We start from the raw sequence: 25,991 nt of genomic DNA on the forward strand, positions 1-25,991 counted from the left end.
GTCCGCACCACCCGGGGGCGGCCACACCGGCCGCCCCCGGGCACGGCCCGCACCGCGCACGGTGCACCCGAATCTCGTGAAGGAGTGCGTGACATGGCCGTCACGACAGTCGACCCACCCGTGTTCCCCGCCCCCGCCCGGCTGACCTTCCGCGACAAGTGGCTCGCGAAGGACGGCTGGGCGCGCCGCGGCCCCCTGCTGCCCGCGCTGGTGTTCGTCATCGTCCTGACCCAGCTCCCGTTCGTCGCGACGCTGGTCATCTCGCTCATGCGCTGGAACTCGAACTACCCCGACGACATCGGGTTCACGGGCCTGAGCAACTTCACGACCGTGTTCACCGACGCGGACCTGCGCTCCGCGGTGTTCGTCACGATCGAGATGACCGTCGTCGTGGTGCTGGTCTCGCTCGTCCTCGGCCTGGGCGTCGCCCTGCTGCTCAACCGGCAGTTCTTCGGCCGCGGCATCGTCCGGACGCTCATGATCGCGCCGTTCCTGATCGTGCCCGTGGCCGCCGCCCTGTTCTGGAAGCACGGCATCTACAACCCCGTGTACGGGCTCCTCAACGGGCTGCTCACGCTCGTGCACGGACCGCAGGTCGACTGGATCACCCAGTACCCGCGGCTCGCCGTCGACGTCCAGCTCATCTGGCAGTGGACACCGTTCATGATGCTCATCCTGCTCGCCGGCCTGCAGTCCCGGCCGGCCGAGGTCCTCGAGGCCGCCGCGGTCGACGGCGCCTCGCCGTGGAAGGTCTTCCGGTTCATCACGCTCCCGCACATGCGCCGTTACCTCGAGCTGGGGGCGCTGCTCGGCTCGATCTACATCGTCCAGAACTTCGACAGCGTCTACACGCTCACCGCGGGCGCCCTCGGCACCGCGAACCTGCCGTACCAGGTGTACGAGACCCTCTACTCCGCCAACGACTACGGCCTCGCGTCCGCCCAGGGCGTGATCGTCGTCGTCGGGTCGATCGTCATCGCGACGTTCGCCCTGCGGACGGTCTCGACGCTCTTCTCCGAGGAGGTATCCCGATGACCACGCTCACGGTGCCGTCGGCACCCGAGACGCGCAGCGCGCGCGACGCCGGGGCGGGCGACCGCTCGGCCACGAGACCCGGCTCGAAGGCGACCCGCCGCGGCAACGCGGCCGCCGGGATCGTCGCCTGGGTGGTGGCGCTGCTCTTCTTCTTCCCCGTGCTGTGGATGGTGCTCACGAGCCTCCACTCCGAGCCCGACGCGGCCGGCAACCCGCCGAAGCTCTTCGCGCCCCTCACGCTCGACGGCTACCGGACGTTCTTCGGCTCGGCGTCGGGCGCGAGCCCGTGGCCGCCGCTGATCAACTCGGCCGAGGCCTCGGTCGTCTCGACGCTGCTCGTCCTGTGCCTCGCGATCCCCGCGGCCTACGCCCTGGCGGTCAAGCCGGTGCGGCGCTGGACCGACGTGATGTTCTTCTTCCTGTCGACCAAGATGCTCCCGGTCGTCGCCGGGCTCCTGCCCCTCTACATCATCGCGAAGCAGATCGGCGCGCTCGACACCATGTGGTACCTGATCGTGCTCTACACGGCGATGAACCTGCCGATCGCCGTCTGGATGATGCGCTCGTTCCTCGCCGAGGTGCCGCCCGCGCTCTTCGAGGCCGCGTCCCTCGACGGCGCCGGCATCGTCCGGACGCTGCGGAGCGTCGTCGTACCGATAGCAAGCCCCGGCATCGCCGCGACCGCGCTGATCTGCTTCATCTTCAGCTGGAACGAGCTGCTGCTCGCGAACACCTTGACGAGCACCGTCGCGCAGACGGCGCCGGTGTTCCTCACGAGCTTCGTCACGTCGCAGGGCCTGTTCCTCGCGAAGGTGAGCGCGGCCGCGACCGTGATCTCGCTGCCCGTGCTGATCGCCGGTTTCGCGGCCCAGGACAAGCTCGTCCAGGGTCTCTCGCTCGGGGCGGTGAAGTGATGACGACGCTCACACCGGCACACCTGGCCGACCTCGCCACGCCCACGCTGCCCACGCCCGCCTACGACCGGTCCGCGGTGCGCACCGGCATCGTCCACTTCGGCGTGGGCGGCTTCCACCGCGCGCACCAGGCGATGTACCTCGACCGGCTGATGAGCGAGGGCAAGGCCCTGGACTGGGGCATCTGCGGCGTCGGCGTGCTCCCGTCCGACGCGCGCATGGCCGAGGTCATGGCCGCCCAGGACGGCCTGTACACGCTCGTGCTCAAGGACCCCGACGGCACGTGGGAGCCACGCGTGATCGGCTCGATCGTCGAGTACCTGTACGCGCCCGACGACCCGGAGGCGGTGCTCGAGAAGCTCGCCGATCCCGCGACCCGGATCGTGTCGCTGACGATCACCGAGGGCGGCTACAGCTTCAACCAGGTCACCGGTGAGTTCGACGCCACCGACCCGGGGGTCGCGGCCGACCTCGAGCCGGGCGCCGTCCCGCGCACCGTCTTCGGGCTCGTGGTCGAGGGACTGGCCAGGCGTCGAGCGCGCGGGGTGCCGCCGTTCACCGTCATGTCGTGCGACAACATCCAAGGGAACGGCGACATGGCGCGCCGCACGTTCGGCGCCTTCGCGCGCCTGCGGGACCCGGGTCTCGGCGCCTGGGTCGAGGCGAACGTCGCCTTCCCGTGTTCGATGGTCGACCGGATCACCCCCGTGACCACCGACGACGACCGGCGCGAGATCGCGGCCCGCTTCGGCATCGAGGACGCCTGGCCCGTCGTGTGCGAGCCGTTCACGCAGTGGGTCCTCGAGGACCGCTTCCCGCTCGGCCGGCCACCCTACGGGGACGTGGGCGTCCAGCTCGTCGACGACGTCGAGCCGTACGAGCTGATGAAGCTCCGCCTCCTCAACGCGAGCCACCAGGCCCTGTGCTACCTCGGGTACCTAGCCGGCTACCGCCTCGCGCACGACGCCGCGCAGGACCCCCTGTTCGCGCGCTTCCTGCTCGCCTACATGGAGCGCGAGGGCACGCCGACGCTCGAGCCCGTCCCCGGGATCGACCTCGACGCCTACCGGCACGAGCTCGTCGCGCGCTTCTCGAACGCCGAGGTCCGCGACACGATCGCGCGGCTGTGCGCCGAGAGCTCGGACCGGATCCCCAAGTGGCTCGTCCCCGTGATCCGGGCGAACCTCGCCGCGGGCCGCGACGTCACGCTCTCGGCCGCCGTCGTCGCCGCCTGGGCCCGCTACGCGGAGGGGGTCGACGAGCAGGGCGAGCCCATCGAGATCGTCGACCGGCTCGCCGACCGCCTGACCGCGGTCGCCCGCACCCAGCGTGAGGATCCGCTCGCGTTCGTGCGGGCCGACGACCTGTTCGGCGACCTGGCGGCCGACCCGGGGTTCACGACGCCGTACCTCGCGGCGCTCGAGGACCTGCACCGGGTCGGGGCGCGCGCGCTCCTCGAGCGGCTCGTGCCGGACGGGGAGGGCTGACCGCACCGTGCGCGCGGCTCAGGCGGTCGCGGCCCCGAGCCGCGCGAGGAAGAGCGCCTCCCCGACCGCGATCCGCTCGATCTCGTCCGGGTCGACGCTCTCGTTCGGCGCGTGGATGAGGCACGCGGGCTCCTCGACCCCCAGCAGGACGATCTCCGCGTCGGGGTAGGAGTCCTGCAGCACGTTGCACAGCGGGATCGATCCGCCCTGACCGGCGGTCGTGGTCCTCTCGGCGTCGAACGCGTCCGCGAGCGCCCGGCTCAGCGTGTCGAACACGGTCCCCTCGGTGCGAGCCTGGAACGGCTGCCCGGGGGTGTCGTGCTCGAGCGTGACGTGGACGCCCCACGGCGCGACGGCGCCCAGGTGGTCCTCGAGCGCGGCGACGGCCGCGGCGGTGTCGAGGCCGGGGGGCACGCGCAGGTTGAGCCTCGCCGCAGCCTTCGGCTGGATCGCGGCGGACGACCCGACGACCTTCGGCGCGTCGATCCCGAGGATCGTCACGGCCGGCCGGGCCCAGAGCTGGTCGGCGACACTGCCGCTGCCGAGCAGCCCGACGCCGTCGAGCACGCCCGCGTCGCGGCGGAACGCGTCGGGCTCGTACTGGACGCCGTCCCAGGTCTGCGTGGCGTCGAGCCCGCGGATCGTGGTGTCGCCCTTGTCGTCGCGCAGCGTCGCGAGCATCGCGACGAGCGCCGCGAGCGCGTCGGGCGCCGCACCGCCGAACATGCCCGAGTGGACCTCGCTGCGCATCGACTCGACCGTGACGACGACGTTCGACGCACCCCGCAGGGCCACGGTGAGCGTGGGCACTCCGAGTGCGGCGTTTCCCGTGTCGGCGATGAGGATCGCGTCGGAGTCGAGCTCGCCGGGGTGCGCCCGCACCCAGTCGTCGAGGCCGCCCGTGCCCTGCTCCTCCGAACCTTCGACGACGATCCGGATCCCGACGGGGAAGGTCCCGCCCCCGAGCGCGCGCAACGCCCGCAGCGCGGTCAGGTGGGCCACGATGTTGCCCTTGCAGTCGGCCGCGCCGCGCCCGTAGAGGCGCCCGTCGCGCTCGGTGAGCTCGAACGGCGGGCTCGTCCACGCGTCGTCGTCGAGCGGGGGCTGGACGTCGTAGTGCGCGTAGAGAAGGACGGTCGGCGCGCCCTCCGGCCCGGGCACGTGCCCGACGACGACGTCCGACCCGTCGGGCGTCGGCTCGAGCCGTGCGTCGTCGACGCCCTCCGCCCGGAACGCGTCCGCGACCCATCGGGCGGCACGCACGCACTCGCTGTGCGGCTGGATGCGCTCGTCCGCGACCGAGGGGATGGCCACGAGTGCCGCGAGGTCGCCGCGCGCCCGGGCCATGAGCCCGGACACGACGCCGCGCAGGTCGTCGAGCGTGGGGACGGGTGCAGACATCGGGGATCACTCCTGTGCGTTCGAGTCGTCCGAGGTGTTCGTCGTCGTGGTGCTGTCGGTGAGGTGCAGCGAGTCGACGTAGTCGTCGAAGCTGCCGAGCTCGTCCGGACAGTACACCTCGACGGCGAGCCGTTCGGCCCGCACGAGCGACTCCACGACGGGTGTCGGCCGCAGGCCGGGCCCGGCCGCGCCACTGACGCCGTTGAGGTCTCGCAGCGACTGCAGGTGCCCACCGGGGTCGGCGCACACCGCGCCTCCGTCCGAGCCGAGAACCTGCACGATGGTGCTGCGCTCGGGTACGGCGAACCCCGCCTCCCTGAGCTGCGTCTGGAGCGTCGTCGCCCGGTCCTCGGCCTTCCGGGCCTCCTGGTTCGCGCGGTGGTTGTCGAAGACCACGAGCATGACGATCAGCACGCCGGCGACGAGGAGGCCCACGGTCGTGTACACGACCCACCGGTGTGCGTGCGGCTCGACCGGCTCGTGCACCGGTCCGTGCCCGCGGTGGTCCGCCGTGCGCGGCGTGGTCACGACGCCACCTCCCCGGCGACGTCCTGGGCGGCCGCCGGGTCTGCGGGCCGGCGCCACGACGGCTTGCGCAGCACGTAGAAGAGCCACGGCACGACGAGCCCCACGAGCACGAGCCCCCCACCGACGATCAGGACGTAGATCCCCACGCTCCCGGAGGAGAACTGGGCCGGCGGGACGAAGCCGATGAGCATCGCGGCGAGCGAGGCCGCGAACCCCACCGCGCACGTGAGGACGAGCCAGGGTGCACGGAACCCTCGCGGGTGGTCGGGAGCGATCCGTCTCAACCGCACCGCTGCGACGAACAGCAGGAGGTACATGACGAGGTACACCTGCGTCGTGATGACCGAGAGGATCCAGTAGGCGCTCGAGACGTCCGGGACGAAGGCGTAGAGGAGCGCGATGACGGTCGTGAAGACGCCCTGCGAGACGAGGATGTTCTGCTGCACGCCGTGCTTGTTGAGCCGCTGGAGGAAGGGGGGAAGATATCCCTCCTCCCGCCCCACCTCGATCAGGCCCTTGGAGGGCCCGGCCAGCCACGTGAGCATCCCACCGACCGACGCGGCGATGAGCATCAGCCCCAGGATCGGCGTGAGCCAGCCGACGTGGAAGTTCGCGAAGAACGCGTCGAACGCCTGCATGACGCCGGCGGTGAGGCTCAGCTGGTCGGCGGGGATCACCCACGAGATCGCGAGGGCCGGGAGGATGAAGATCACGAGCACGAGCCCGATCGCGAGGAACATCGCGCGGGGAAACTCGCGTGCCGGGTCGCGCAGGCTCGTCACGTGCACGGCATTCATCTCCATGCCGGCGTACGAGAGGAAGTTGTTGATGATCAGCACGAGCGACGCGATGCCGGTCCACTGCGGGAGCAGGTGGCTCGAGTCCATGGGCGCGGCGGACTCGTGGCCCTGCCCGAGGAACACGACGCCGAGCACGACGAGGATCGCGGCCGGGACGAGGGTCCCGATGATCAGGCCCGCGCTCGACAGGCCGGCGACCGTCTTGGTCCCCTGCGACGAGATGTACACGCCGGCCCAGTACACGACGACGATGACGATCGCGACGTAGACGCCGTTGCTCGCCAGGGCCGGGTTGATCACGTACGCGAAGGTGCTCGCGACGTATCCCAGCAGGCTCGGGTAGTAGAAGATCGTCATCGCGAACTGGCACCAGACCGCGAGGAAGCCGAGGGGCTTCGACAGTCCGTCGGCGACCCACCGGTACACGCCGCCGGACCACCCGGACGCGAGCTCCGCCGAGACGAGCGACGTCGGCAGGAGGAAGAGGATCGCCGGCACGACGTACAGGAACACCGCTGCGAGCCCGTAAACGGCCATCGTCGGCGCAGCCCGCAGGCTCGCGACCGACGACGTGATCATGAACGCGAGCGTGACCCACGTGATGTACGTGCGTGCCGGCCGCGGCACCGCGGCGGCGCGGCTTCTCGAGGCGTGAGCGGCGGACGACCCCGCTCCCCCGGCGACGGCGTCGGACATCCGAACCTCCTGCGAGAGCCCCCGGTTCCGGGGCGCGAAGCACCCGTCCGTTCCGACGCTAGCGCCGTCGTCGCAGGTCGGCGCGCCGAGCCGCACCGCGGCTAGGGTCGGGAGGGTGAAGATCCTCGTACCCGACACCATCCCGCTCGACCTCCACGCAGCCCCCGACGACGTCGTCGTGCCGTACACCGTGCGCGACGCCTTCCCGGACGGCTCCGAGGACGCGGACGTGCTCGTGGCGTGGGGCAACGGCCGGCGCAACCTCGCCGACGCCGCCCAGCGTCTGACGCGCCTCCGCCTCGTCCAGGGCCTCATGGCCGGACCCGACACGCTCGTCGCGGCGGGCTTCGGGCCCGACGTCGCGCTCGCGTCGGGGCGCGGCCTGCACGACGGTCCCGTCACCGAGCACACGCTCGCGCTCGTCCTGGCCGCCGCCCGCCGCCTCGACCTGGCCCGCGACGCGCAGCGCGAGGGACGCTGGGCGGGCGAGCTCGGCGGCGTGCAGTCCGACCGGACGGACGCCGTCTTCCGGACGCTCGACGGCGCGCACGTCGTGGTCTGGGGCTTCGGCTCGATCGCCCACCGGCTCGCGCCGCTGCTCGCCGCGCTGGGCGCACGGGTGACGGGCGTCGCCTCGTCGGCGGGCGAGCGCGCCGGCTTCCCGGTCGTCACCGACGCCGAGCTCCCGGACCTCCTCCGGACGGCGGACGTCCTCGTCTCCCTGCTCCCAGCCCTCCCCACGACGCAGGGCGCCCTGGGCGCGGACCTGATCTCCCGCCTGCCCGGGCACGCGTGGTTCGTCAACGTCGGGCGGGGCGCGACCGTCGACGAGGCCGCGCTGCAGGCCGCGCTGCGCGACGGCACGATCGCGGGCGCCGCGCTCGACGTCTTCGCCACCGAGCCGCTGCCCGAGGACTCCCCGTGGTGGGGCGTGCCGAACCTCATCCTCACGCCGCACGCCGCGGGCGGCCGCCCGCAGCACGCGGAGGAGCTGATCGAGGCCAATCTCGACGCGCTCCGCACCGGTGCGCCTCTGCGTAACCTCGTGGAACGCGACGGATGACCCCGTCGTCGCTGACGCGCTCCGTGCCGTGGCGGGGTCGCACGGTCGCGTGGGACCGCTTCGGGTCGGGTCCGCCGCTCGTCCTCCTGCACGGCACGCCGTGGTCGTCGGCCCTGTGGCGGCCCGTCGCGACCGCCCTCGCCCAGGAGTTCACGGTGCACCTGTGGGACATGCCCGGGTGCGGGGCCTCGTCGAAGGAGCCGTCGCACGCCGTCGACCTGGGGGTCCAGGGCGAGCTGTTCGCCGACCTGCTCGACCTCTGGGAGCTCGAGCGGCCGCACGTCGTCGCCCACGACATCGGCGGCGCGGTCGCGCTGCGGGGGACCGTGCGCACCGGCTCCAGGGGGCGATGCCGCACGCCTCGCTCACGCTGGTGGAGGGCGCCGGCCACCTCGTCCAGCTCGACGCCCCGGCGGCGCTCTCCGCCGATCTCAGCCGATGGCTGCGCGACGTCGCGAGGTGAGCGGGCCGGCTCTCACCAACGCCCGTTGCGGGGGCGCGGCTGGCAGCGGGGGCACGTGAACGACGAGCGGTTCATGAAGGCGTCGCGTCGCACGGGCGTCCCGCACCGCGGGCACGGGCGCCCCTCCTGGCCGTAGACGGCGAGCGAGCGCGAGAAGTACCCCGAGGCGCCGTTGACGTTGACGTAGAGGGTGTCGAAGCTCGTGCCGCCCTGCGCGAGCGACTCGCGCATGACCTGCTCCGCGGCTTCCAGGAGCCGCGTGGCCTCGGCTCGACGGAGCGTGTCGGTCGGCCGCGCGTAGTGCAGCCGCGCGCGCCACAGCGCCTCGTCGGCGTAGATGTTCCCGACGCCCGAGACGAGCGTCTGGTCGAGCAGCGCCCGCTTCACCCCTGTCCGACGACGGCGCAGCGCATCCACCAGCGCGGCCTCGTCGAGCGCGGGGTCGAGGAGGTCGCGCGCGATGTGCGCGGCCGGCTCCGGGACGAGCGGCCGGTCGGTGCCGAGCCCACCGGGGGCGCCGTCGGGCGTCGCCACGAGGGGCGCGACGACGAGGTGCCCGAACGTCCGCATGTCCACGAAGTCGAGCGCCGCCTCGGTGCCGTCGGGCTGTTCGAGCGCGAGCCGGACGCGCAGGTGCCGGTGGCGCTCGGCGAGGTCTCCGGACCGGACGAGGAGCTGGCCGCTCATGCCGAGGTGCGCGACGAGCGCGCGCGTGGGGACGGCGCCGTCGCCGCCGCCCACGTCGGAGAGCTCGAGCCAGAGGAACTTGCCCCGGCGGGCTGCCGCGTCCAGCCGGGCGCCCGTGAGGGCCGCGACGAACGCCTCGGTCCCGCCGCCCTGGTGGCGGACCGAGTAGTCGCGCAGCACCTCGACGGACGCGACCCGCGCGCCCAGGACGTGCCGCGCGAGCCCGTCACGGACGGTCTCGACCTCGGGCAGCTCGGGCAAGACTCAGCCCTGGTCAGCCGGCGCGAGGCCAGCCGGCCCGGTCGCCGCGGCCGCGGCGTCGACCCGGGCCTTCAGCACGGCATAGGCACGCTCGGCGGCCTCCTGCTCGGCGTGCTTCTTGGCCGTCCCTGAGCCGGTGCCGAGCACCTCGCCGTCGAGCGCCACGTGGGACGTGAAGACCCGCGCGTGCGCGGGACCCTCGGCCTCCCAGCGGTACTCGGGTGCCCCCAGGCCGAGCTCGCCCGCAAGCTCCTGGAGCGACGTCTTCCAGTCGAGGCCGGCGCCCAGGTCGGCTGCCACCTCGAGGGTCGCGTCGACGAGCCGGTGCACGAACGTGCGGGCCTCGTCGACCCCACCGCTCAGGTAGACGGCGCCGATGATCGCCTCGACGGTGTCCGACAGGATCGAGTCCTTGTCGAAGCCGCGGGTCCTCAGCTCGCCCTTGCCGAGCAGGATGAACCGGCCCAGCTCGAGCTCGCGGGCGATCGCGGCGAGCGAGCGCTGCGACACGGTAGCCGCGCGCATCTTCGCGAGCTCACCCTCCGGGAGGTCGGCGTGGTCGCGGTACAGGGCGTCCGTGACGACGAAGCCGAGCACGGAGTCACCGAGGAACTCGAGGCGCTCGTTGGTGGGGATGCCACCGGCCTCGTGCGCGAACGAACGGTGCGTCAGCGCGAGCACGAGAAGCTCGGGGTCCACACGGACCCCGAGCTTCTCGAGGAGCTCGTCGGCTCCGCCGGCGCCGGCCGCCTTCTCAGGACGCTCGCGCTGGGCGGACACGGGTGGCTCAGGCGTGCTCGGTGCGCAGCGCCGCCGTGTACTGGCGACCCTTGTACGTGCCGCACGTCGGGCAGGCCGTGTGCGACAGCTTCTGGCCCTTGCACTGCGGGCACGTCGTGAGGTTCGCGGCGGTCGTCTTCCACTGCGAACGGCGCGCACGGGTGTTGCTGCGCGACATCTTGCGCTTCGGAACAGCCACGGCTAGCTCTCTTTCGTCTCGTCCGGCACGACGTCCGTGCCGAGCATGCTCTTCAGTGCCGACCACCGGGGGTCGACCACGTCATGGTGGTGGCCAGGATCGTCCGCCAGGCGCGCTCCGCACTCGGAGCACAGGCCAGGGCAGTCCGGCTGGCACAACGGTTGGAATGGTAGTGCAGTGACCACCGCATCCCGAAGCGCGGGCTCGATGTCGATCAGGTCGCCCTCGAGCTCGTGCACGTCCTCCTCGTCGTCACCGGCCTCCTCCGCGGCCTGGGCGCGCTCCGGGTAGACGTAGAGCTCCTGGAACGTGGCGTCGACGTCGTCGACCGTCTCGTCCAGGCAGCGCACGCACTCCCCGACCGCCCGACCCCGGACCTCTCCGGTGACCAGGACCCCCTCCATGACGGCCTCGAGACGCACGTGCAGCTCGAGGTCGTCGCCGGCGGGGATGCCGGTCACGACGGTGCCGAGATCTCCCGGAGCGGCCACGGTGCGGTCGACCTCACGCTGGGACCCGGGACGTCGGCTGAGCTCGTGGGTGTCGAGCACGAACGGCGACCGCGGGTCGAGGGTGATGTGACGCTCCATGGTTCTCTCCGACCTCGCCCACGAACCGGCGGCGCAAGCCCGTGACGGGCCCACGCGACGGCGCAGGGCGAGGAGATGATCTCGGTCCGCGGAGGCCCCCGACGATCGGGGACCACATGACCAGCAGGACCAACCGTCTACTATACGGCATCGGGTCCCGCGCGCCCAAGCCGGGGCGGCCGACCCGCGGCCCTCCCCCGCGCGTCGTGCGCCCTCAGTCCGCGCGCTCCGCCGACCGCTCGAGCGCGCGCTCCACGAGCCGCTCCCGACCGGCACGGACCTGCGCCCCCGCCTGCTCCAGGACGTCCTCGAGCATGGCGAGCCGGCGGTCGCAGTAGTCGTCGGCGTCCTGACGGATGCGTGCCGCGTCGGCCTCGGCCGCCGCGAGCACCTGCGCCGCGCGCGCCTGCGCCTGGGCGACCACCTGCTCGCGCTGCACGAGCTCGATCGCCCGGGCACGCGCCGTCGACAGCACGTCCTCGGCCTGGGCCTGCGCCTCCCCGAGCACGCGGTCCGCGTCCTCGAGCACGCGGTCGGCCTCGTCGAGCTGGTGCGGCACGGCCTCGCGCAGCTCGTCGACGAGGGCGACGAGCTGGTCCCGCGGCACCTTGAGGGTTCCTCCCCCCAGGGGGCCCGTGCGTGCTCCTGCCACGAGCTCCGTGAGGTCCGCGACGATGGCCGTCAGGGTCGCGACCGGGTCGGCCCCCTGAGCGGGTGGGGCGACGGCGGCCCCGTCGCGCTGGTCGCGCCCGTCGCCTCCGCGTCCTCCGCTCGGTCCGGTGCTGCTCACGACTCCTCCTCCATGCTGGGTAGTGCTCACCTCAGGTCGTGCGCGCGAGCGCCGCGCGCACGACGTCGCCGACGCCTGGCGGGACCAGGTCGTCGACGTCTCCCCCGTGCCGTGCCACGTCCTTCACGAGCGACGAGGCGACGTGCGCGAGCCCGGGGTCCCCGATCACGAAGACCGTCTCGACGCCGGCCAGGTGCCGGTTCATGAGGGCCATGGGCACCTCGGCGTCGAAGTCGGCGCCGCCTCGCAGCCCCTTGACCACGGCGTGCGCGCCGATCTCGCGGCAGAACTCCACGAGGAGCCCGGGCACGTGGGCGACGCGGACGCCGTCGAGCCCCGCGTCGCCGACCGCCGAACGAGCCAGCTCGAGCCGTTCCTCGACGGTCAGGAGCGCCGACTTGCCGGCGTTGTGCGCGACCCCGACGACGACCTCGTCGAACATCGAGCGCGCACGACGCACGACGTCCAGGTGCCCGAGCGTCATCGGGTCGAACGAGCCGGGGCAGACGGCGATGGTCACGGCGTCACGCTAGTGCACAGGACACCTCGCGGTGCGGTGCCACTCCGCGGCGGGCACGGGCGACGTACGGTCGGAGCATGGTTGCCCCCGCGCCCCGACCGCTCACGACCCGGTCCGAGATCCTGGCCCTGCACCGCGACGTGCTGGCCCCGTCGTTCCCCCCTGCCGAGCTCATCGACGCCGAGGAGCTGTGGCGCGACGTGGAGCACGGCTCGCTCGAGGTGCTCGGGACGGGCGAGGGGTCCGACGGCGAGGCGCGTCCGGTCTCGGGTGTCGTCGGGGCGTGGTTCCCGGACGAGCGGATCCTGCTCGTGCTCTACCTCGCGATCGCACCGGGGCACCGGGGCGCCGGCGTCGGCGGGGCGCTGCTCTCCGCCGCGCTCGACACCTGGACCGCCGCCCACGACCCGCTCGCGATCCTCGCGGAGGTCGAGCACCCGGACCACCACGCCGCGAGCGAGGCCCACGGCGACCCGGCCGCCCGCGTGCGGTTCTACGCCCGCCACGGCGGGAGGGCGCTGGCGCTCCCATACTTCCAGCCCGGTGACGGCCCGGGCGGCGAGCGTGTGCCCGCGCTCATGCTCGTCGCGCTGCGGGCGGACGATCGAGCCACCCTCCCGGCCGCGCCCGTACGCGACTTCCTGACGGACTGGCTGGTGGCGTGCGAGGGGACGCTGGCCGACGACGGCGCCACGCGTCGCCTGCTCGACGCCGCCTCGGGCTCCGAGGTCGCGCTCGTCGGGCTCGACCGCGTCGATCAGCTGCCCGTGGGGACGCTCTCCGGGGACGAGGCCTCGGCGCCGGGGGCCACGGGCTCGAGGTAGAACACGGCAGTCTCGCCGTAGTCCTTGCGCGCGACGAGCTCGAGGCCGTCCGGCCAGGCGGGCTCCGCGTCCCGCGCCCGCCGCTCGACGACGACCGTGCCGTCCGGCGCGAGCGCTCCCGGCAGGGCGAGGTGCGCGAGGACCTGCACGAGCTCGGAGGCCGTGACGTCGTACGGCGGGTCGAGGAACACCAGGTCCCACGGGCGGCTCGGGACCTCGCGCACGAACCGCTCGGCGGGCTGCTGTGCGACGCGCACCCGCGTCAGGCCGAGCGCCCGCACGTTGCGCCGGCAGACCTCGACGGCGGCCCGGGCCGCGTCCACGAGGGTCGCGTCGGACGCGCCCCGGCTCATCGCCTCGAGCGCGAGCGCCCCCGACCCCGCGTAGAGGTCGAGCACGCGCGCACCCTCGACCGCGCCCTGGTGCTCGAGCCGGGAGAACACGGCCTCCCGCACCCGGTCGCTCGTCGGCCGCGTGCCGCGCACGGGCACCTCGAGCACGCGTCCACCGGCCGTCCCTGCCACGATCCTCGTCACGTCCCGAGCCTATCCAGCGCGGACTCGCTCACGCCCGCTCGAGGAACTCCTCGCGCTCCGGGTCGAGCCGCTCCGCGATCGCCGCCGCGAGCGCCGGGTACGTCAGGAGGTCCGGGTCCTGCTCGACGACGGCCGTGGCCTCGGTGCGCGCGTCGGCGATGAGCTCCGCGTCCGTGAGCACGCGAAGGAGCCGCAGCGACGACGCGCGGCCCGACTGCGCCGCGCCGAGCACGTCCCCCTCGCGGCGCAGCTCGAGGTCGCGGCGCGCGAGCTCGAACCCGTCGGGCGTCGAGGCGAGGGCGTCCAGCCGCTCGCGCGCCGGGGTACCGGGCTCCGCGTCGGACACCAGCAGGCACAGGCCCGGCGCGCTCCCGCGTCCCACCCGCCCGCGCAGCTGGTGGAGCTGGGAGATCCCGAACCGGTCGGCGTCGAGCACGACCATGACCGTGGCCTCCGCCACGTCGACGCCCACCTCGACGACCGTCGTGGACACCAGCACGGGTGTGCGGCCGGACGCGAAGTCTGCCATCGCCCGCTCCTTGTCGGCCGGCGGGAGCTGGCCGTGCAGCATGCCGACCGGGACGCCCACGAGCGCCGGCGTCGCCCGCAGCTCGTCGACCACCTCCAGGACGGCACGCAGAGGCGCCCGTTCGCCGCCGTCGTCGGGCTCGGCGAGGAACTCGAGCACGTCGTCCGTCTCCGCGAGCGCGGCAGCCTGGTCCGCGCGTCCGCCCGGGGTCGCGTCGTCGGGATGGATCCGCGGCGCGACCACGTAGGCGCGATGGCCCGCGTCGACCTCCTCGCGCACGCGCTGCCACGTCCGGGCGACCCACTTCGGGTTGGACGCGGGCACGGCGTGCGTCACGACGCCCGAGCGGCCCGCCGGCACCTCGGTGAGCGTCGAGGTCTCGAGATCGCCGAACACGGTCATGGCGACGGTCCGCGGGATGGGCGTCGCGGTCATGACGAGGACGTGCGCCTGCCGGTCCCCCTTGGCGCGCAGCGCGTCGCGCTGCTCCACGCCGAACCGGTGCTGCTCGTCGACGACCACGAGCCCGAGGTCGGCGAACTGCACGTGCTCGCCGAGGAGCGCGTGCGTCCCGACGACGATCCCGGCGGCCCCGCTCGCGGCATCGAGCAGCGCCTGCTTGCGGGCCGCCGCGCCGAGCGAGCCCGTGAGCAGGGCGACCTGCGTCCCGTGCTCGGCCCCGCCGAGCAGGCCGCCCTCGGCGAGCGGGCCGAGGAGCGTCCGGAGCGACCGGGCGTGCTGGGCCGCCAGGACCTCCGTGGGCGCGAGGAGCGCGGCCTGCCCTCCCGCGTCGACGACCTGGAGCATGGCGCGCAGCGCGACGACGGTCTTGCCCGAGCCGACCTCGCCCTGGAGCAGGCGCTGCATCGGCCGGTCGGCGGCGAGGTCGCGGGCGAGCTGCTCGCCCACGGCGCGCTGGCCGTCCGTGAGCTCGAACGGGAGCGCCGCGTCGAAGTCGGCGAGCAGGCTGGGCGTGCCGGTGGCGCGGAGCGGCCGGGCCGTCGCGGGCTCGCGGGCCACCGCCGCACGACGCTGGGCGAGCGCCGTCTGCAGGACGAAGGCCTCCTCGAACCGCAGCCGGCGCCGCCCCCGGCGCCAGTCCTCGTCCGCGGCGGGCAGGTGCACGTCTCGCAGCGCCTCGAGCCGTGTGGACAGGTGCCGGCGCTCGCGCAGCGCCAGCGGCAGCGGGTCGGGCACGTCGTCCTCCCGAAGCGGCCCCAGCACCGTCTGGACGGCCTTGTGGATCTGCCACGAGGGCACCGAGGCGCCGGCCGGGTAGATCGGGATGGGGCGGCTCGCGTCCTCGAGCGCCGCCTCCGCCTCGTCGACCCCGGTGTCCAGGCCGAACACCTGGTACTGGGGGTGCGTGAGCTGACGACGTCCGCGGTAGACGCTGACCGTGCCGGTGAACAGTCCGGTGCGCCCGGCGGCGAGCTGGTGCTCGTGGTGCCGGAGGCCGCCCTGGCCCTTCGCGAAGAACGTCAGGTCGAGCTCCCCGGCGCCGTCGGTCACGACGGCATGGAGCATCGCGCCCGCGCGGGAGCGCATCCGCGTCATGCTCGCCGACCGGACCCGCGCAAGCACCGTGACGTGCTCCCCGACCTGCAGCGAGCGCAGGTCGGTGAGCCGGCCCGGCTCGTCGTACCGGCGCGGCACGTGGTCGACCAGGTCGCCGACCGTCTCGAGCCCGAGCTTGGCGAGCGCGTTCGCGGTCCTGGTGCCGAGGGCCTTGCGGAGCGGCTGTCCGAGCGGTCCCTCGATCCAGGTCCCTGCCGCGTCGACGGTCATGCCGCCCCCACCGCACCGCCGGCGCCCGAGGGCGCCGGACCGTCGACCGCGGGCGGCTCGACCCCGACGTGCACCACCGCGTCGTCGCGTCCGGAGGCCAGGACGAGCACGTCGGCACCGGGGTCCCGGGCCTCGACGTGCTCCACGACGCGGGCGACGAGGCCCTGGTCCGCGTCCTGCCCGGCGACGAGCACGACCGCACCCGCACCCGCACCCGCCGTCGCCAGGAGCGCCTCGACGACACCCACCGCGCTGCCCCACGCGGTCGGCAGGACGGCGCCGCGGACGCGGTCCACCACGTCCCGGGTCCGGACGGCGGCCGCGACGAGCGCGTCGACGTCCACGACGGCCCCCGCGCCGTCGCCGTCGACCAGGGGCGGGGGGACGGTGGCCAGCGCGGCGAGCGCGGACACCGTGTGGGCGTCGGTCGGCGTCAGCGCGTGGACGACGACCGGCGTGCGCACGCCGGAGACGGGCTCCTCGTCGTCGGGCACGGGGGTCCCGGGCGGCGCGACGAGCAGGACGACGTGGGCGCGCGTCTCCTCGAGCGCGCGGCGGAGGGCCGACGGGCCGGGCGGCGTCCGGCGTCGGCCGTGCGCGAGCACGACGGCGCCTGCCCGCGCGAGCTCGACGACGAGGCCCGGCGCGGACGTCACCGCGACGACACCGAGCCCGCCTTCGCGGACCTGCGTGAGGTCCTGGACCTGGACGTCGCGCAGCCGGCCGCCCGCGTCCTTCGCGACCTGCGTCGCGGCGTCGAGCGCACGACCCGGGTCGGTGGTGTGGACGTGGCCGCGCCAGGTCCCGTCCCCGCCCACCACGGCGACCGACGTCCCCGTGCCGGCGAGCACGGCCCGCATCGCACCGGCGACGTCGGTGTCCGGTGCCGCGGGCGCCGGATCACCGGGCGCCGGGTCGTCCGAGGGCGGCACGTCGAGCGTGAACATCACCTCGAGCTCGTCCGACGGCAGCGGGGATGGTGGCGCGGTCACGTCGTCCAGCCTGCCGTCGGCCACCGACAGGCCGGGCACGTCCTGCGCGACGAGGCGCAGGAGCGCGGCATCCGTCGCACCGCACGCCGTCGCCAGCGCGCCGAGGACGAGGCGCAACCCCTGGGCGCCCGGGTCGAGTCGCCCCTGCCCGCGGGGGCCGAGGTCGCGGGGGCTGCGCTGCACGGCCGCGGTGGCGCCGTCGCAGGCGGCGAGCAGGACGGTGAGCGGCGACGCGTCGGCGCCGACGACGTGCCGCGCAGCGAGCGCGGCCTCGTCCGCGGCCGTCAGCGCGGTGCCGTCGGTCGGCTCGGCGACGGCCGTGCGTGCCGCGTGGGCACCCTCGGCGAGGGCCGTGACCGGGCCCGAGCCCCACGCGGCCACGAACGCCCTGACCCACGCAGCGACGATGACGCCCGAGTTCCCGCGGGCGCCGAGCAGGCACCCGCGTGCGAAGGCGACCGCCACCGCAACCCCGTCCGCGTCCGGCCCGGTCGCCTCCACCGCCGCGGCCCCCTCCCGGACGGTCAGCACGAGGTTGGTCCCGGTGTCGGCGTCGGGGACGGGGAACACGTTCGCCCGGTCGAGCGGTCCTGCTGCGTCCTCGAGCGCACGGACGGCCAGCCGAGCCCACGTGCGGACGCTGGGCGCGTCGATGCCGTCGGTCACGGGACGGGGCCTCCTCGGTACGCTCTTCTCGTGCGCGTCCCGGCCGGGACGACCCGGCAGGGTTTGGGGCGCACGCCGATCGTCGGCTACCATATCGAGGTTGCCTGGCGACGTCGGGCACACATCGGCACGGACCGCGCGCGTGGACGACCCTCGGGTCGCTCTCCACTGCGAGTGCGGACAGTGACCATCCAGTTGACCACTCATCGCCTGGCCGTGGCTCGGGCGTGCACGACGATCAGGAGCAAACCGTGGCTGCCAACTGCGACGTCTGCGGCAAGGGCCCGGGCTTCGGGCACAGCATCTCGCACTCGCACGTGCGTACCAAGCGCCGCTGGAACCCGAACATCCAGCGTGTCCGCGCCATCGTGGGGGGCACCCCCAAGCGCGTGAACGTGTGCACCTCGTGCCTCAAGGCCGGCAAGGTGACCCGCCCGGCCTGAGCCGGCGCACCCCGCTCGACCTCACGACGCCCGTCGGTCCTCCCGGACCGGCGGGCGTCGGTCGTTCTCGGGGTCGGATCCGGGTGGATCCGGGGTCGACCTCCACCGGCCCGGATGGCACCCTGGAGGGGAGTCACCGCCCACGCCGACAACCGAGGGGGCCTTCGTGGACCTGGGTGCCACCGAGCCTGACACCGTCACGATCCGACGCGCGACGGTGGACGACGCCGACGCGATCGCGACCGTCCACATCGCCTCCTGGCGCGGCGCCTACGCGGGCATCGTGCCCGACGCCTATCTCGCGTCGCTCGACGTCGAGCGACGCTCGGAGCTGTGGCTCAAGTCCCTGAGCGAGGGCGTGGCCCACACGTGGATCGCCTCGGACCGGGGCCGCACGCTCGGGTTCGCGACGCTCGGCCCCGCCCGCGACGAGGACGCCGAGGCGGGCGACCTCGAGCTCTACGCGATCTACCTCGACCCCGAGGCGTGGGGCCGCGGGGTGGCGCGCGACCTCATGCGCACCGTCCTCGGTGAGGTCAGGCCCGGCGTCCCGGTCTCGCTGTGGGTGATCGCCGACAACGACCGCGCCCGGCACTTCTACCGGCGCCACGGCTTCCAGACGGACGGCGTGGAGCGGCGCGAGGACATCGGCGGCGCGGACATCACCGAGGTGCGCTTCCGCCGGGGGTGAGCGACCCGGGGCCTCCTGCGAAGTGGTCCCAGCCGGCCGGGACGTCCGGCTCCGCGCCCGACACGAGGACGCCCGGCGCCTCGCCCGGTCCCGCGGCACGGACCGTCCCGACGACGCGGAAGCCGGGCGGGAGCGCCGTCCCGGCGGGGAACGTGGCCAGGAGCCCGTGGTCCTCGCCCCCACCCAGCACCCAGGTCCGCACGAGGGTGCCCGGGTCCCGGTCCGGCGCCACCGCCCGGGCCGCGGCCGTCAGCGCCGCGTCCGCACCGAGAAGGGCGGGGTCCATGTCGACGACGACGCTGCTGGCCCGCGCGAGCCGGCCGGCATCGCGCAGGAGCCCGTCCGAGACGTCGAGCATGGCCGTCGCCCCCGCGAGCGCCGCGGCCGGACCCGACTCCGACGGAGGCTCGGGGACGCGGTGCAGGTCGACCAGCCGGGTGAGCGGCGCGGCGTCGGGTGCGCCGTCGGCGGCGGACAGGAGTGCGAGGCCGGCGGCCGAGGACCCGAGGTTCCCTGCGTGCGCCACGACGTCGCCGGGTCGTGCCCCCGACCGCAGGACGGGCGCGCGTCCCTCGAGGTCGCCGTGCACGGTCACCGCCACGGCGATCGCGTCGCCTCCGGACAGGTCTCCCCCGACGACCGCGGCCCCCACGGGCGCGCACGCCTCGGCGAGCCCGCGCGCGAGGCCCGTCACCCAGGTGACCGGGACGTCTCCCGGCACGACGAGCGACACGACGAGCGACGTGGGCCTCGCGCCCATCGCGGCGACGTCGGCGAGGTTCTGGGCTGCGGCCCGGCGTCCGACGTCGTGCCCGGTGGACCACGCGCGACGGAAGTGCCGGTCCTCCACGAGGACGTCGGTCGACACGACGAATCGGCCGTCCGGCGCCGCGACGACCGCGGCGTCGTCGCCCGGGCCGAGCAGCGTCGCGGTGCCCCCGGGCAGGAGCGGGAAGATCTCGGCGAGGAGCTGCTCCTCGGACACCTCACGGACGAGCGGGCCGCCGGGTTCGGGCTCAGGGGACGCAGGCACGAGAGAAACCCTAGACGCCGCGCGCTCCCAGGTCCGCTCGCTACGGTGTCGCCGTGCCCCGCTCGTCCCCGTCCTCGGTCCGTGCGCGCAGACGACGCCGCACGGCCGCCCTGCTCCTCGGCTCGCTCGCCGTGGCGGCCGGCGTCGCAGCCTGCTCCCCCGTGATCTCGGTGCCCGTCGCGACACACGCCACCGACCCCGCGTGCGCGGACGTGATCCTCGACCTGCCCGACCAGGTCGCCGGGCAGGACCAGCGGACCACCTCGAGCCAGGCGACCTCGGCCTGGGGCAGCGCGGGGAGCGCGATCACGCTGCGCTGCGGCGTGGAGCAGCCCGGGCCGTCCGACCAGTGCCAGTCCATCGAGAACCCCGACGGCACGAGCGTGGACTGGATCTCGGCCGAGACGTCCACCGGCTGGACGTTCGTGACCTACGGGCGCGACCCGGCCGTCGAGGTCCAGGTGCCGAAGTCGCTCGGCGAGGGGCAGCCCACGGCCGCGCTCGTCGACGTCGCCCCTGCGGTGCTCGACGTCAAGGCGACCACGACCTGCACCGGCTGAGCCGGGCTCAGCGCAGCCCGGTCGGCCGCTCGAGCGCGAGCTGCACGAGCTCGTCGACGAGCGCGGGGTAGTCGAGCCCGGACGCCGCCCACATGCGCGGGTACATCGACAGCGGGGTGAACCCCGGCATCGTGTTGATCTCGTTGACCACGACGTCGCCGGCCGCCGTGACGAACACGTCGACGCGCGACAGGCCCTCGGCGCCGATCGCCTCGAACGTGCGCACCGCGAGGTCGCGCACCCGCTCGGTGACGGCGTCGGGCAGGTCGGCCGGGCAGCTCAGCTCGACGCTCGACTCGTCGAGGTACTTGGCCTCGAAGTCGTAGAACGCGTGGGCGTCGCCCGTCACGGCGATCTCGCCCGGGAGCGACGCGCGGGGGCGCTCACCGTCGCGGCCGCCCAGCACCGCGCACTCGATCTCGCGCCCGTCGACACCGGACTCGACGAGCACCTTCGGGTCGTGCCGCCGCGCCTCGGCGAGCGCAGCGGCCAGGTCGTCGAGGTCGTCGACGCGCGAGATGCCGAGGCTCGACCCGGCCCGCGCGGGCTTGACGAACAGCGGCAGCCCGAGCGGCTCGACCCGGGCGAGCACGCCCTCCGGGTCGCGCTCCCACTCCCCCGGTCGTACCACCGTGTACGGGGCGACGGGGATGCCCTGGCCCGCGAGCACGAGCTTCATGTAGTGCTTGTCCATGCCGACCGCGGACGCGAGCACCCCGGCGCCCACGTAGTGCAGGTCCGCGAGCTCGAACAGGCCCTGCAGGGTGCCGTCCTCGCCGAACGGCCCGTGCAGCAGCGGGAACACGACGTCGACCTCGCCGAGCTCGCGCGGCGGCTCGAGCGCGTCGAGGACGCGCAGCCGGCGGTCTCCGACGGACAGCGGCACGACGACCTCGCCGTCGCTCGCGACCACCTCGGGCAGCCGCCCGGCCGTGATCTCCCAGCGCTCGGGCTCGTCGGCGGCGACCACCCACTGGCCGGCCCGCGTGATCCCGACGGGGACGACCTCGTACCGGTCGCGGTCGATCGCGCGGAGCACGCCGGCCGCGGTCGCGCAGGAGATGGCGTGCTCGCCGGAACGCCCCCCGAAGAGGACCATGACGCGGGGCTTGCGCGAGGAGGCGGGAGTAGCGGGCTGCGTGGAGGCCATAGGCGCTGTAGACATCGCGGTCGAGACTACCCGAGCGCGAGGGCACCCTAGTCTTGTCGGGTGACCTCCCCCGACGCGCCCGCCCACGGCCCGCGACCGCTCGACCCGTCCACCGTCGCCGTCACCGCCGGCCGGCCGGAGCGGACGCCCGGCTCCCCCCTCAACCCTCCGGTGGTGCTGAGCTCGACGTACGTCTCGCAGGGCGAGCCGCCGGCCGGCGACCTGCTCTACGCACGCATGGGCACCGAGACGTGGTCACCGTTCGAGGAGGCGCTCGCTGCGCTCGAGGGCGCCTCCCTTCCGTCGCTCGTCTTCGGGTCGGGACTCGCCGCGATCGCGGCCGTGTTCGCCCAGGTGCCCGACGACGGCGCGATCGTCGTCCCGCAGCACGCCTACCAGGCGGCGCTGGGTCTCGCGGACGAGCTGGAGCGCCGGCACGGGGTCCGCGTCGTCCGGGTCGACGTCGAGGACACGGACGCGGTCGTCGCCGCACTCGACGACGCCGCCGGCGCGGGGCGCGGGCTGCTGTGGCTCGAGTCCCCGACCAACCCGATGCTCGAGGTCGCGGACGTCCCCGCCCTGATCGCGGCCGCCCGCGACCGCGGCTGGCTCACCGCCGTCGACAACACCTTCGCGACCCCCCTCGGGCAGAACCCGCTCGCCTGGGGCGCGGACGTCGTCGTGCACTCGGTGACGAAGTATCTCGCCGGACACTCGGACGTCGTGCTCGGCGCGGCCGTGACCGACGACCCGGAGCTCCGGGCGGCGCTGCACGGCTACCGCACGCAGCACGGCGCGATCGCCGGCCCGAGCGAGGTCTGGCTCGCGCTGCGCGGGCTGCGGACGCTCGCGCTGCGCGTCGAGCGGTCGCAGGCGACCGCCGCTCTGCTCGCGGGACGCCTGGCCGGGCACCCCGCGGTCGTGCAGGTGCGGCACCCGTCCCTGCCGGACGACCCCGGCCACGAGCGCGCGAGCCGACTCATGCGCGGCTACGGCTCGATCGTCGGCCTGAGGCCGGTCGGTGGGCGCGAGGGCGCGGACGCCCTGGTCGCCGCAGTCCGGCTGTGGGTCCCCGCGACCAGTCTCGGCGGTGTGGAGTCGAGCCTCGAACGCCGGCGCCGGTTCGCGACGGAGTCGCCGACCGTGCCCGAGGACCTGCTGCGGCTGTCCGTCGGGATCGAGGATCCCGAGGACCTGTGGTCCGACCTCGACCAGGCGCTGCGCACCCTGCTCTGAGCCGTACCCGGTCAGCTCAGCGACTCGGCCTTCTGCGGTCGTCCGAGCAGCGCCCGCGTGACGTCGTCGACGGACCTGCCGTCGTGGATCATGGCGACCGCGGCTCCCGTGATCGGCATCTCGACGTCGTGACGCTGCGCCAGCTCGAGGATCGACACGCACGACTTCACGCCCTCGGCGGTCCCGCCCGTCGCCCGGACGGCCTCGTCGAGCGACATGCCGCCGCCCACGTGCTTGCCCAGGGTGTGGTTGCGGGACAGCGGTGACGCGCACGTCGCGACGAGGTCGCCCATGCCCGCGAGCCCCGCGAACGTCTCGACCTGGGCCCCGAGCGCGAGCCCGAGGCGCGTGATCTCGACGAGGCCGCGGGTGATGACGGTCGCCATCGTGTTGTAGCCGTACCCGCGCCCCTGCGCGATGCCGACGACGAGCGCGATGACGTTCTTGGCCGCCCCGCACAGCTCGACGCCGACGACGTCCGTGTTGGTGTAGGGGCGGAAGTAGGGGGTCGTGCACGCGGCCGCAACGAGCCGCGCGTTGGTCTCGTCGGGGCACGACACGACGGTCCCCGTGGGTTGCTGGGCCGCGATCTCCTTCGCGAGGTTGGGGCCCGAGACGACCGCCACGCGCTCCGCCGGGACGTCGAGCACCTCGGACAGGACCTCGCTCATGCGCCGGTCCGTGCCGAGCTCCACGCCCTTCATGAGCGAGACCACGACGACGTCCGGCTCGAGCAGGGCCGCGAACGGCGCGAGGCTCGTTCGTGCATGCTGCGACGGGACGGCGACGGCGACGATGCGTGCGCCACGCACCGCCTCCGCGGCGTCGGTGGTCGCCGTCACGCCGGCAGGGAGGTCGACACCCGCCAGGTAGGCCTCGTTGCGGTGGTTGTCCCGCACGTCGGCGACCACGTCGTCGCGCCGCGCCCAGAGGGTCACGTCGCACCCCGCGTCCGCCATCACGGCGGCGAACGTGGTGCCCCACGCCCCGCTGCCCAGCACCGCCACCCGGACGCGCTCCTCCGGCCTTCCGGTGGCCGGGCTCGTCGAGGGGGCGGGCTCTGTCATCGTGCGTCCTCCGGGAGGGGCGGGTAGGTCGTCTGCTTCGTGTCGTACTCGGGGTGCCGCCGCAGGTCGAACCGCACGGCCGGCGCCCGCTCCCCCCGGATCTCCTCGAGGAGGTGCGTGATCGCGTCGAGCACGCGGTCCGTCGCCTCCCGCAGGACGACGGTGTCGACCGGTCGGTCGTACAGGTCCGACAGGTCGACCGGCGGCCCGGCGTGCAGGTGGACGAGCTTGCGCGGGAAGGGCCGGAAGCGCTTGGAGTAGCGCGGCAGGATCTCCTGGGCGCCCCACTGGGCGGTCGGGACGACGGGCACGCGGCTCGCGAGCGCGAGCCGCGCCATCCCCGTCTTGCCGGCCATGGGCCACAGGTCCGGGTCCCGCGTGAGCGTCCCCTCGGGGAAGATCGCCACGCAGTCGCCGGCCTGCAGCCGCTCGGTCGCGGCCCGCAGCGACGCCCCGGCGTCGACGGAGCCGCGCGCCACCGGGATCATCCGGGTGGACCGCAGCGCCCAGCCGACGACCGGGACCTTCCACAGCGACGCCTTCGCGAGGATCCGAGGCTCGTGGCCCGCGTCGAACAGGAAGTGCGCGAACGTCAGTGCGTCCAGGTCGGTGGCGTGGTTGGCAGCCGCGATGAAGCCGCTGTCCGTCGGGAAGTGCTTCATCCCCTGCCAGTCGCGGCGGGTGATGGCGAACATGAAGCTCCGGACGATGCGTGCAACCACGCGGAACGCGAAGGAGTCAGGGCGAGCGACGGGCACGGTGCACCAGCCTACCGGGCCGGGGCTCGCGTCAGTCGCGCCCGACCTCGGCGCCCAGGGCCGACAGCTTCTCCTGGAAGTGCTCGTAGCCGCGGTCGATGAGCGAGATCCCCCGGACCGTCGAGGTGCCCTTCGCCGTGAGCGCGGCGATCAGGTGGCTGAACCCGCCCCGCAGGTCGGGAACCTCGATCTCGGCGGCGGCGAGCGGCGTCGGGCCGGAGATCACCGCGGAGTGATGGAAGTTGCGCTGCCCGAACCGGCAGGGGCGACCCCCGAGGCACTCCTTGTAGACCTGGATCGTGGCACCCATCCCGCGCAGCGCGTCCGTGAACCCGAACCGGTTCTCGTAGACGGTCTCGTGGACGATCGACAGGCCCTTGGCCTGCGTGAGGGCGACGACGAGCGGCTGCTGCCAGTCCGTCATGAAGCCGGGGTGAACGTCGGTCTCGAGCACGATCGCGTTGAGGTCGCCGCCCGGGTGGTAGAACCGGATGCCCTCGTCGTCGACCTCGAACTCGCCCCCGACCTTCCTGAACGTGTTGAGGAAGGTCATCATCTCGGGCTGCGTCGCGCCCTTGACGTAGACGTCGCCCGCGGTGGCGAGCGCCGCCGACGCCCACGAGGCGGCCTCGATGCGGTCCGCGAGCGCGGTGTGCCGGAAGCCCACGAGCCGGTCGACGCCCTCGACGCGGATCACCCGGTCGGTGTCCACGGAGATGACGGCGCCCATCTTCTGCAGGACGGCGATGAGGTCCATGATCTCGGGCTCGATCGCCGCGTTCGACAGCTCGGTCACGCCGTCGGCGCGGACGGCCGTGAGGAGGAGCTGCTCGGTCGCGCCGACGCTCGGGTACGGGAGCTCGACCTTGGTGCCGTGCAGGCCGCGCGGCGCCCGGATGTGGATGCCCTGCTCGCGCTTGTCCACGACCGCGCCGAACTGGCGCAGGATGTCGAGGTGGTAGTTGATCGGCCGGTCGCCGATGTGGCAGCCGCCGAGGTCGGGGATGAACGCCTCGCCGAGCCGGTGCAGCAGCGGGCCGCAGAACAGGATCGGGATGCGGCTCGAGCCCGCGTGGGCGTCGATGTCGGCGACGTGCGCGGACTCGACGTCGCGCGGGTCCAGCCGCAGCGTGCCGGCCACGGGGTCGGAGTCGACCCGGACGCCGTGCAGCTCGAGCAGACCGGTGACGACGTTGACGTCGCGGATCTGCGGCACGTTGCGCAGCTCGCTCGGCGTCTCGCCGAGCACCGAGGCGACCATCGCCTTCGAGACGAAGTTCTTCGCACCCCGGACGGTGATGGTCCCCTTGAGCGGGTTGCCGCCGTTGACGTACAGCAGATCTGACATAGGCCTATCGTCACCCACAGCTCGTCGTTCGCGCGCACAGGAGCGCCTGGCGCGGTGTGGCGCCGGTCTTCCGAATCCCCTCGGCCGGGCCGCGCACCACGGTACGTCACCCGACACGCACCCCCCTACCGGCTCGCACGGCGCGCACGACGTCGT

26 protein-coding genes and 1 pseudogene are annotated in these 25,991 nt (G+C 74.0%); 10 read left to right on the forward strand and 17 right to left on the reverse strand.

Annotation, left to right across the window (positions count from 1 at the left end; genetic code table 11):
- Positions 1-93: 93 nt before the first annotated feature.
- The 3 genes from KDY119_RS11625 to KDY119_RS11635 are packed head-to-tail and all read left to right on the forward strand — an operon-like array spanning position 94 to position 3,436.
- Positions 94-1,035: a carbohydrate ABC transporter permease gene (locus KDY119_RS11625; protein ID WP_036949451.1), complete on the forward strand. Its 942-nt coding sequence runs from the start codon at positions 94-96 to the stop codon at positions 1,033-1,035.
- A complete protein-coding gene (locus KDY119_RS11630; RefSeq protein ID WP_036949449.1) occupies positions 1,032-1,949 on the forward strand; it encodes a carbohydrate ABC transporter permease in 918 nt (305 codons plus the stop codon). The genes KDY119_RS11625 and KDY119_RS11630 overlap by 4 nt, the downstream gene beginning before the upstream one ends.
- Positions 1,949-3,436: a mannitol dehydrogenase family protein gene (locus tag KDY119_RS11635; protein ID WP_153022340.1), complete on the forward strand. Its 1,488-nt coding sequence runs from the start codon at positions 1,949-1,951 to the stop codon at positions 3,434-3,436. Before KDY119_RS11630 ends, KDY119_RS11635 begins: the two co-directional genes overlap by 1 nt.
- 18 nt (positions 3,437-3,454) lie before the next feature.
- On the opposite strand, the gene KDY119_RS11640 is transcribed toward KDY119_RS11635, so the two are convergent.
- The 3 genes from KDY119_RS11640 to KDY119_RS11650 are packed head-to-tail and all read right to left on the reverse strand — an operon-like array spanning position 3,455 to position 6,861.
- Positions 3,455-4,837: a dipeptidase gene (locus KDY119_RS11640; RefSeq protein WP_036949443.1), complete on the reverse strand. Its 1,383-nt coding sequence runs from the start codon at positions 4,835-4,837 to the stop codon at positions 3,455-3,457.
- Between the two features lie 6 nt (positions 4,838-4,843).
- Positions 4,844-5,365 (reverse strand): hypothetical protein, encoded by a 522-nt coding sequence (locus KDY119_RS11645; protein WP_051136458.1) that lies wholly within the window; start codon positions 5,363-5,365, stop codon positions 4,844-4,846.
- Positions 5,362-6,861, reverse strand: coding sequence for an APC family permease (locus KDY119_RS11650; protein WP_153022341.1), 1,500 nt, complete (start codon positions 6,859-6,861; stop codon positions 5,362-5,364). Before KDY119_RS11650 ends, KDY119_RS11645 begins: the two co-directional genes overlap by 4 nt.
- A gap of 115 nt (positions 6,862-6,976) precedes the next feature.
- On the opposite strand from KDY119_RS11650, the gene KDY119_RS11655 reads away from it, so the two are divergent.
- Both KDY119_RS11655 and KDY119_RS11660 read left to right on the forward strand, forming a co-directional pair.
- The gene (locus tag KDY119_RS11655) at positions 6,977-7,924 is read left to right on the forward strand and encodes an NAD(P)-dependent oxidoreductase (RefSeq protein WP_153022342.1); all 948 of its coding nucleotides are present in this window, start codon (positions 6,977-6,979) and stop codon (positions 7,922-7,924) included.
- A pseudogene (locus KDY119_RS11660) lies at positions 7,921-8,205 on the forward strand (alpha/beta fold hydrolase); the annotation flags it as partial. The gene KDY119_RS11655 and the pseudogene KDY119_RS11660, both read left to right, overlap by 4 nt.
- Before the next feature lie 194 nt (positions 8,206-8,399).
- Here the strand turns inward: KDY119_RS11660 and mutM are convergent.
- From mutM to coaD, 6 genes are all read right to left on the reverse strand, one after another.
- A complete protein-coding gene (gene mutM / locus KDY119_RS11665; RefSeq protein WP_036949436.1) occupies positions 8,400-9,335 on the reverse strand; it encodes a bifunctional DNA-formamidopyrimidine glycosylase/DNA-(apurinic or apyrimidinic site) lyase in 936 nt (311 codons plus the stop codon).
- Positions 9,336-9,338: 3 nt separating this feature from the next.
- Positions 9,339-10,115, reverse strand: coding sequence for a ribonuclease III (gene rnc / locus KDY119_RS11670; RefSeq protein WP_051136457.1), 777 nt, complete (start codon positions 10,113-10,115; stop codon positions 9,339-9,341).
- Between the two features lie 7 nt (positions 10,116-10,122).
- Entirely contained in the window at positions 10,123-10,314 is a 192-nt protein-coding gene (rpmF, locus tag KDY119_RS11675) for a 50S ribosomal protein L32 (RefSeq protein WP_036949434.1), read from the reverse strand.
- A 2-nt stretch (positions 10,315-10,316) separates the two neighbouring features.
- Positions 10,317-10,904, reverse strand: coding sequence for a YceD family protein (locus KDY119_RS11680; RefSeq protein WP_036949431.1), 588 nt, complete (start codon positions 10,902-10,904; stop codon positions 10,317-10,319).
- 214 nt (positions 10,905-11,118) lie between these two features.
- The gene (locus tag KDY119_RS11685) at positions 11,119-11,694 is read right to left on the reverse strand and encodes a hypothetical protein (protein ID WP_153022343.1); all 576 of its coding nucleotides are present in this window, start codon (positions 11,692-11,694) and stop codon (positions 11,119-11,121) included.
- A gap of 31 nt (positions 11,695-11,725) precedes the next feature.
- Complete coding sequence (gene coaD / locus KDY119_RS11690) at positions 11,726-12,214, reverse strand: pantetheine-phosphate adenylyltransferase (protein WP_036949427.1); 489 nt, start codon at positions 12,212-12,214, stop codon at positions 11,726-11,728.
- Between the two features lie 77 nt (positions 12,215-12,291).
- Between coaD and KDY119_RS11695 the strand changes: the two genes are divergently transcribed.
- The gene (locus KDY119_RS11695) at positions 12,292-13,038 is read left to right on the forward strand and encodes a GNAT family N-acetyltransferase (RefSeq protein WP_153022344.1); all 747 of its coding nucleotides are present in this window, start codon (positions 12,292-12,294) and stop codon (positions 13,036-13,038) included.
- On the opposite strand, the gene rsmD is transcribed toward KDY119_RS11695, so the two are convergent.
- From rsmD to KDY119_RS11710, 3 genes are read right to left on the reverse strand one after another with little or no spacing between them, the layout of a single operon-like run.
- The gene (gene rsmD / locus KDY119_RS11700; protein ID WP_153022345.1) at positions 12,972-13,574 is read right to left on the reverse strand and encodes a 16S rRNA (guanine(966)-N(2))-methyltransferase RsmD; all 603 of its coding nucleotides are present in this window, start codon (positions 13,572-13,574) and stop codon (positions 12,972-12,974) included. The genes KDY119_RS11695 and rsmD overlap by 67 nt on opposite strands.
- 28 nt (positions 13,575-13,602) lie before the next feature.
- Entirely contained in the window at positions 13,603-15,891 is a 2,289-nt protein-coding gene (locus KDY119_RS11705) for an ATP-dependent DNA helicase RecG (RefSeq protein WP_153022346.1), read from the reverse strand.
- Positions 15,888-17,549: a DAK2 domain-containing protein gene (locus KDY119_RS11710; protein WP_194174193.1), complete on the reverse strand. Its 1,662-nt coding sequence runs from the start codon at positions 17,547-17,549 to the stop codon at positions 15,888-15,890. The genes KDY119_RS11705 and KDY119_RS11710 overlap by 4 nt, the downstream gene beginning before the upstream one ends.
- A 251-nt stretch (positions 17,550-17,800) precedes the next feature.
- Here KDY119_RS11710 and rpmB point away from each other — a divergent pair, with 251 nt between their 5' ends.
- Positions 17,801-17,992, forward strand: coding sequence for a 50S ribosomal protein L28 (rpmB, locus tag KDY119_RS11715; RefSeq protein WP_036949419.1), 192 nt, complete (start codon positions 17,801-17,803; stop codon positions 17,990-17,992).
- A 166-nt stretch (positions 17,993-18,158) separates the two neighbouring features.
- A complete protein-coding gene (locus tag KDY119_RS11720) occupies positions 18,159-18,683 on the forward strand; it encodes a GNAT family N-acetyltransferase (RefSeq protein ID WP_227994321.1) in 525 nt (174 codons plus the stop codon).
- Here the strand turns inward: KDY119_RS11720 and KDY119_RS11725 are convergent.
- Complete coding sequence (locus KDY119_RS11725; protein WP_051136455.1) at positions 18,655-19,716, reverse strand: thiamine-phosphate kinase; 1,062 nt, start codon at positions 19,714-19,716, stop codon at positions 18,655-18,657. The genes KDY119_RS11720 and KDY119_RS11725 overlap by 29 nt on opposite strands.
- A 53-nt stretch (positions 19,717-19,769) precedes the next feature.
- Between KDY119_RS11725 and KDY119_RS11730 the strand changes: the two genes are divergently transcribed.
- Complete coding sequence (locus KDY119_RS11730) at positions 19,770-20,276, forward strand: DUF3515 domain-containing protein (protein ID WP_227994322.1); 507 nt, start codon at positions 19,770-19,772, stop codon at positions 20,274-20,276.
- Positions 20,277-20,283: 7 nt separating this feature from the next.
- On the opposite strand, the gene KDY119_RS11735 is transcribed toward KDY119_RS11730, so the two are convergent.
- Complete coding sequence (locus KDY119_RS11735; protein ID WP_051136454.1) at positions 20,284-21,441, reverse strand: D-alanine--D-alanine ligase family protein; 1,158 nt, start codon at positions 21,439-21,441, stop codon at positions 20,284-20,286.
- A 45-nt stretch (positions 21,442-21,486) separates the two neighbouring features.
- On the opposite strand from KDY119_RS11735, the gene KDY119_RS11740 reads away from it, so the two are divergent.
- Positions 21,487-22,662 (forward strand): trans-sulfuration enzyme family protein, encoded by a 1,176-nt coding sequence (locus tag KDY119_RS11740; RefSeq protein ID WP_153022348.1) that lies wholly within the window; start codon positions 21,487-21,489, stop codon positions 22,660-22,662.
- Between the two features lie 11 nt (positions 22,663-22,673).
- On the opposite strand, the gene KDY119_RS11745 is transcribed toward KDY119_RS11740, so the two are convergent.
- Genes KDY119_RS11745 through murA form a run of 3 tightly spaced genes read right to left on the reverse strand, consistent with a single transcriptional unit; the run spans position 22,674 to position 25,835 of the window.
- On the reverse strand, positions 22,674-23,729 hold the full coding sequence (locus KDY119_RS11745) for an NAD(P)H-dependent glycerol-3-phosphate dehydrogenase (protein ID WP_051136453.1): 1,056 nt from the start codon (positions 23,727-23,729) through the stop codon (positions 22,674-22,676).
- Positions 23,726-24,487: a lysophospholipid acyltransferase family protein gene (locus tag KDY119_RS11750; protein WP_036949405.1), complete on the reverse strand. Its 762-nt coding sequence runs from the start codon at positions 24,485-24,487 to the stop codon at positions 23,726-23,728. The genes KDY119_RS11745 and KDY119_RS11750 overlap by 4 nt, the downstream gene beginning before the upstream one ends.
- A gap of 31 nt (positions 24,488-24,518) precedes the next feature.
- A complete protein-coding gene (gene murA / locus KDY119_RS11755; RefSeq protein ID WP_036949403.1) occupies positions 24,519-25,835 on the reverse strand; it encodes a UDP-N-acetylglucosamine 1-carboxyvinyltransferase in 1,317 nt (438 codons plus the stop codon).
- Between the last annotated feature and the right edge of the window lie 156 nt (positions 25,836-25,991).

The organism is Luteimicrobium xylanilyticum, assembly GCF_009429125.1.
Taxonomy (GTDB): domain Bacteria; phylum Actinomycetota; class Actinomycetes; order Actinomycetales; family Cellulomonadaceae; genus Luteimicrobium; species Luteimicrobium xylanilyticum.

What these genes read in the sequence shown, in the direction of transcription:
- KDY119_RS11625 (WP_036949451.1), top strand. Translation starts at nt 94, where the DNA reads ATGGCCGTCACGACAGTCGACCCACCCGTGTTCCCCGCCCCCGCCCGG.
- KDY119_RS11650 (WP_153022341.1), bottom strand. Translation starts at nt 6,861, where the DNA reads ATGTCCGACGCCGTCGCCGGGGGAGCGGGGTCGTCCGCCGCTCACGCC.
- KDY119_RS11635 (WP_153022340.1), top strand. Translation starts at nt 1,949, where the DNA reads ATGACGACGCTCACACCGGCACACCTGGCCGACCTCGCCACGCCCACG.
- murA (WP_036949403.1), bottom strand. Translation starts at nt 25,835, where the DNA reads ATGTCAGATCTGCTGTACGTCAACGGCGGCAACCCGCTCAAGGGGACC.
- KDY119_RS11745 (WP_051136453.1), bottom strand. Translation starts at nt 23,729, where the DNA reads ATGACAGAGCCCGCCCCCTCGACGAGCCCGGCCACCGGAAGGCCGGAG.
- KDY119_RS11680 (WP_036949431.1), bottom strand. Translation starts at nt 10,904, where the DNA reads ATGGAGCGTCACATCACCCTCGACCCGCGGTCGCCGTTCGTGCTCGAC.
- KDY119_RS11695 (WP_153022344.1), top strand. Translation starts at nt 12,292, where the DNA reads ATGGTTGCCCCCGCGCCCCGACCGCTCACGACCCGGTCCGAGATCCTG.
- KDY119_RS11705 (WP_153022346.1), bottom strand. Translation starts at nt 15,891, where the DNA reads ATGACCGTCGACGCGGCAGGGACCTGGATCGAGGGACCGCTCGGACAG.
- KDY119_RS11735 (WP_051136454.1), bottom strand. Translation starts at nt 21,441, where the DNA reads ATGTCTACAGCGCCTATGGCCTCCACGCAGCCCGCTACTCCCGCCTCC.
- KDY119_RS11630 (WP_036949449.1), top strand. Translation starts at nt 1,032, where the DNA reads ATGACCACGCTCACGGTGCCGTCGGCACCCGAGACGCGCAGCGCGCGC.
- KDY119_RS11640 (WP_036949443.1), bottom strand. Translation starts at nt 4,837, where the DNA reads ATGTCTGCACCCGTCCCCACGCTCGACGACCTGCGCGGCGTCGTGTCC.